The sequence below is a fragment of the Clostridioides sp. ZZV14-6387 genome (genome assembly GCF_020657835.1).
Taxonomy (GTDB): Bacteria; Bacillota; Clostridia; order Peptostreptococcales; family Peptostreptococcaceae; genus Clostridioides; species Clostridioides difficile_A.
In genome coordinates this window covers 1-3,907 of the sequence record NZ_JAGWCW010000059.1, presented here as the reverse complement: position 1 = coordinate 3,907, position 3,907 = coordinate 1, and the positions used below count along the sequence as shown (strand labels likewise).

Annotated in this window: 4 protein-coding genes, 1 riboswitch and 1 other annotated feature; all 4 genes read right to left on the bottom strand. The window is 23.2% G+C overall.

What is annotated here, in order from left to right:
* Window positions 1-428: 428 nt before the first annotated feature.
* A complete protein-coding gene (locus KGF38_RS19870; RefSeq protein ID WP_054270412.1) occupies window positions 429-980 on the bottom strand; it encodes a tryptophan transporter in 552 nt (183 codons plus the stop codon).
* Between the two features lie 149 nt (window positions 981-1,129).
* Window positions 1,130-1,393 (bottom strand) — a binding site (T-box leader).
* 112 nt (window positions 1,394-1,505) lie between these two features.
* Window positions 1,506-2,108, bottom strand: coding sequence for a TetR/AcrR family transcriptional regulator (locus tag KGF38_RS19865; protein ID WP_054270413.1), 603 nt, complete (start codon window positions 2,106-2,108; stop codon window positions 1,506-1,508).
* 248 nt (window positions 2,109-2,356) lie between these two features.
* On the bottom strand, window positions 2,357-2,755 hold the full coding sequence (locus KGF38_RS19860; protein WP_054270414.1) for a hypothetical protein: 399 nt from the start codon (window positions 2,753-2,755) through the stop codon (window positions 2,357-2,359).
* Window positions 2,756-3,105: 350 nt separating this feature from the next.
* The gene (locus tag KGF38_RS19855) at window positions 3,106-3,594 is read right to left on the bottom strand and encodes an SH3 domain-containing protein (RefSeq protein ID WP_054270415.1); all 489 of its coding nucleotides are present in this window, start codon (window positions 3,592-3,594) and stop codon (window positions 3,106-3,108) included.
* 84 nt (window positions 3,595-3,678) lie between these two features.
* Window positions 3,679-3,772: riboswitch (cyclic di-GMP riboswitch) on the bottom strand.
* Between the last annotated feature and the right edge of the window lie 135 nt (window positions 3,773-3,907).

The window sequence follows — 3,907 nt, the reverse complement described above, 5'->3', positions numbered from 1 at the left end:
ATTACGAACTATATATTTTTTTCCTAATCAAATTTAAATAAGTTTTTCACAAAAAATATGCTTTTATTATATTTTTTAGAAATTTATAAATGTAAATATATACAGATTAAATTAAGTAGAAATTTTAGTATATTTAAATAGCTGATAAATCAGAGAAGATTAATATACAAATTTATCTTGAAAAAGCAAATTAAAATAAATTTTATATTTAATAACTACAAATGAGATACATATAAGAAGATTAACATAGGTATGATAATTTATCTGTTAGGTTGAAGATATATTACTATTATATAAATATTTTATTAAAAACAAAAAAATATAATGCTAAATCTTTAAATAATATAAGAATAGAGTAGATATAACTACTCTATTCTTATATTGCTTGATTATTATAATAGTTTATAAAGTAAAGTATTATTTCATATTTAAGCTTGATAACTAACTCTTCTTATTGATAGGCTAACAATCTTGAATAAAAATAGTCCTGCAACTAAATTTATTAAAACAGCTGGTAATACTACTGCTAAAAATAAAGCTGTAAATGAAGCACCTGGAAGACCAACTATAGCTTGAGCTGCTAATAAGAAAATTGTTCCACTTACAAGTGTTCCTATTGGCATTATGATTGTAACTACTATAGTATCTTGCGCCTTTTTAGCTAATCTTTTTATAAAAGGCATTTTATAACTAATGTTCATTAATAAAAATACTACATTTGCTGTAAGAGTTTTATCTATTACATTAGGAATTTGACCTCCTGGAAAACTTGATGTAAGAGCTGTAAATATTCCTGTTACTATACCTGCTATTAAACAAGTTTTATAATCATCTCTATTTAAAACTAATATTACAAATAACATTGCTAGTGGTATATCTGGTTTCATTGGTAGCCCTATAGCTGGTGTAATTTGATGTATCAATAATCCCATCGCTAAAAGTATTGCATTTAAAGTTAATTTTTTTGTATTTGTTTTCATTTTCGTATTTCCTCCTATTTTTTTAATTTTCAATTTATTTTTTTGCCAATTTATTATATCATCATCTTTAACGCTGGAAATTCATAACATCTTTTTCACCACCTTCTATATTTAAATTTTTCAGTAAAATAAAAAACTCCGTCCTAAACTAATAGGACGGAGATTATCCGCGTTGCCACCTAAATTATATAAAAACTAATACAAAATTTAATTTTTATATATCTCATTATCAGGTACTTACATACCTTATTCGCTATAACGTGCGACTGACGATAAAGTCTACTCTCAAAACTATGATTTCAATTTACTCCTCTAAGGGCCATTCATTGAATTTTTTCTTGCTAAGATTCCACCATCCTCAGCTCTCTATAATGAACCTAAATTTAACTACTCTTCCTTTTCATAGGATTTAATTTACTTTATTAAATTTTGTCGTTGAAATAATAATATTATTTTTTCTAAAAAATGTCAATATGTTTTTATAAATTTCAAAATATATTTTTCCTAAAAAATAGTAAAATAAGATTATGTATTTCTTTTTATATCCAAAATCCTGTGAATAATTCCTTTGATAATCTGTTTTTTTTGCTCTAATTCTTTCTCTGTTAATTCAGTTAGTGAGTCTTGATGTAATATTGCAAATGATGAATAAAGAACAGCATTTGCAAGCTCTAAATCCGTTTCAATTGCACAACTCCCAATCTCACCTTTATCACGCATATAGTTTATATATTTTGCTATATGAGGAACTAAACTTTTTAAAGTTAATTGATTGAGTGCAATTTGCATACTCCAATGAAATTTACCTAATTTAAATGTCTTATACTTTAAAAGAGTTTTTTGTAATAACTCAAATACCACATCGATTTTAAGATTATTTGGTATACAATCATCATATAAAACATCAGAAAAACTTTTTTCATACTGAGCTAGAAATAATTTTATAACTTCATTGAATATTTCATCTTTTGATTTAAAATAGTGATAAAACATACCAACTTCACCACCAACACTATCTAAAATCATTCTTATAGAAGTATTTTCATACCCATATTCTAAAAACAAATTAAGTGCATTCCCAATAAGTTCATCTCGTTTACCACCATTTAATATTCGTTTTCGTGCCATTTTTGTATCTCCTTTTAAACAGAATATCATTCTGCTTAAATTATATCATGCTATAAAATAAACATCAATAATTAGCAAAACGCTATTCTTTAAATTACTATCTAATGAAGAACAAAATCATAACAATATAATTCCAACTAAACTATAAAATAGTTATTCATAAAAAAACTTAAAATAAGATGAAAAGCAATATTGTATATAATACAATAAAATCATATAATACAACTATGTAATTTTTATTCTTGTATTTAATAAAATTTCTTCTTCTTTCTTCTAATAAATATTATCCCAATTAAAACTATAACAATAAATACAACTATTACTGAAAGTATCAATTTTGAAAGAATATTATATCTTCCTATGCTTTGACTTTTATGTTTATCTAAATTTCTATGTCCATAATTTTTAGTTCTTATAGTTCTTTTCTTCAAATTAACTCTACTTTTTCTAGATTTACTACGTTTATGCTTACTTTTAGATTTAATAGTTTTAAATCTAGTATTATTAGATTTATAATTTTCTTGTGCTGAAGAAATGTATACACTAGAATCAATAATAGCTTCAGCTTCAACTTGCAATGGATTTATAGTGCTAATTATAAGCAAAAAAGATATAGCTATTCCAATCAATGTTTTCTTTTTTTTCATATTTTCCCCCTCATAAAAATCTTATATCTAGTTTATTATAATATATATAAAACTAAAAATTACAAAATTTTTCAAATTTCTTATATCTTTTCTTATCTTTAATATTATTTTTATCCTATCAACTTTCTTTTTATTAAAATTTTCTAAATCAATCTCAATTTATGGCACCTAAAATACAAATCATAAGTTAAATTTATTTTCAATTAAATCTTCGATTTACAATTAAAATGACCTAGTTAATTTATTATATTTAATATTATAATAAGTTTTTTTACAAAAGAAAAAGAATCCCATGAATAGGATTCTTTTTCTAAAATTTATTAGTATATTTAAAGCTTACTAGTATCCAATTATGATAAACTTAAACATTCTTCTATATATTGACTATATACATATCCAGAATATTTTTTTCCATTTCTATCAATATTAACCCTTGCCCATTTGCCAACACTATAACATACTTCAACTTTAAAACCATCAGGAATTGTAGTTATAATTCTAGAGTCTAATGTTCTATCATTTCTAAGTTCTAGACTTAAGCCATTCGTTCTTATATTTCCTACATAATTCTTTTTTCTATTTTTTACTATACCATTACTATTGCTTTTAGCATTACTTAATTTTTCTAAATATTTATAAAGTAACCAACCTTTGTCATAATTACTTTCAACTTCTGCCCATATTCCATCGACACATTTTAACTTAACAATTTTACCTTCTGGTATACTTTTCAACTTCATACTATTTATGTCTGGTCTTTCTCTTAAATTTAATTTAATTTTAGTCTTAAAATTGATGCTAGATTCGCCAAAACTTTTCAACATTAATTCAGATATCATCTTAAGCCCTCCTCTTGCCAAATATTAAGTTATTAAAAATATATAACTTTAAAAAATACTTTCAACAAAAAGAATTATTATCTTTTTGGCAACTGGCTGACATGACCTTTATTATATAAAGATTTTAGTCCCTATAGCTTTGCGTCATTAGATTTATCTAATATTGCCTATATCTGAATAATAACATAATTTAAACAATTTAAAAATAATATTACATCAAATTTTATATTAATTAAATATAAATTAAATTTTTAATTAATAATAACCAAAAAATATCTTTATATTTATTAATTTAATTATTCTTCTTCATAAT

Excerpts from the sequence above, each read along its gene's own strand:
- KGF38_RS19870 (WP_054270412.1), bottom strand. The coding sequence starts at position 980 with ATGAAAACAAATACAAAAAAATTAACTTTAAATGCAATACTTTTAGCG.
- KGF38_RS19865 (WP_054270413.1), bottom strand. The coding sequence starts at position 2,108 with ATGGCACGAAAACGAATATTAAATGGTGGTAAACGAGATGAACTTATT.
- KGF38_RS19860 (WP_054270414.1), bottom strand. The coding sequence starts at position 2,755 with ATGAAAAAAAAGAAAACATTGATTGGAATAGCTATATCTTTTTTGCTT.
- KGF38_RS19855 (WP_054270415.1), bottom strand. The coding sequence starts at position 3,594 with ATGATATCTGAATTAATGTTGAAAAGTTTTGGCGAATCTAGCATCAAT.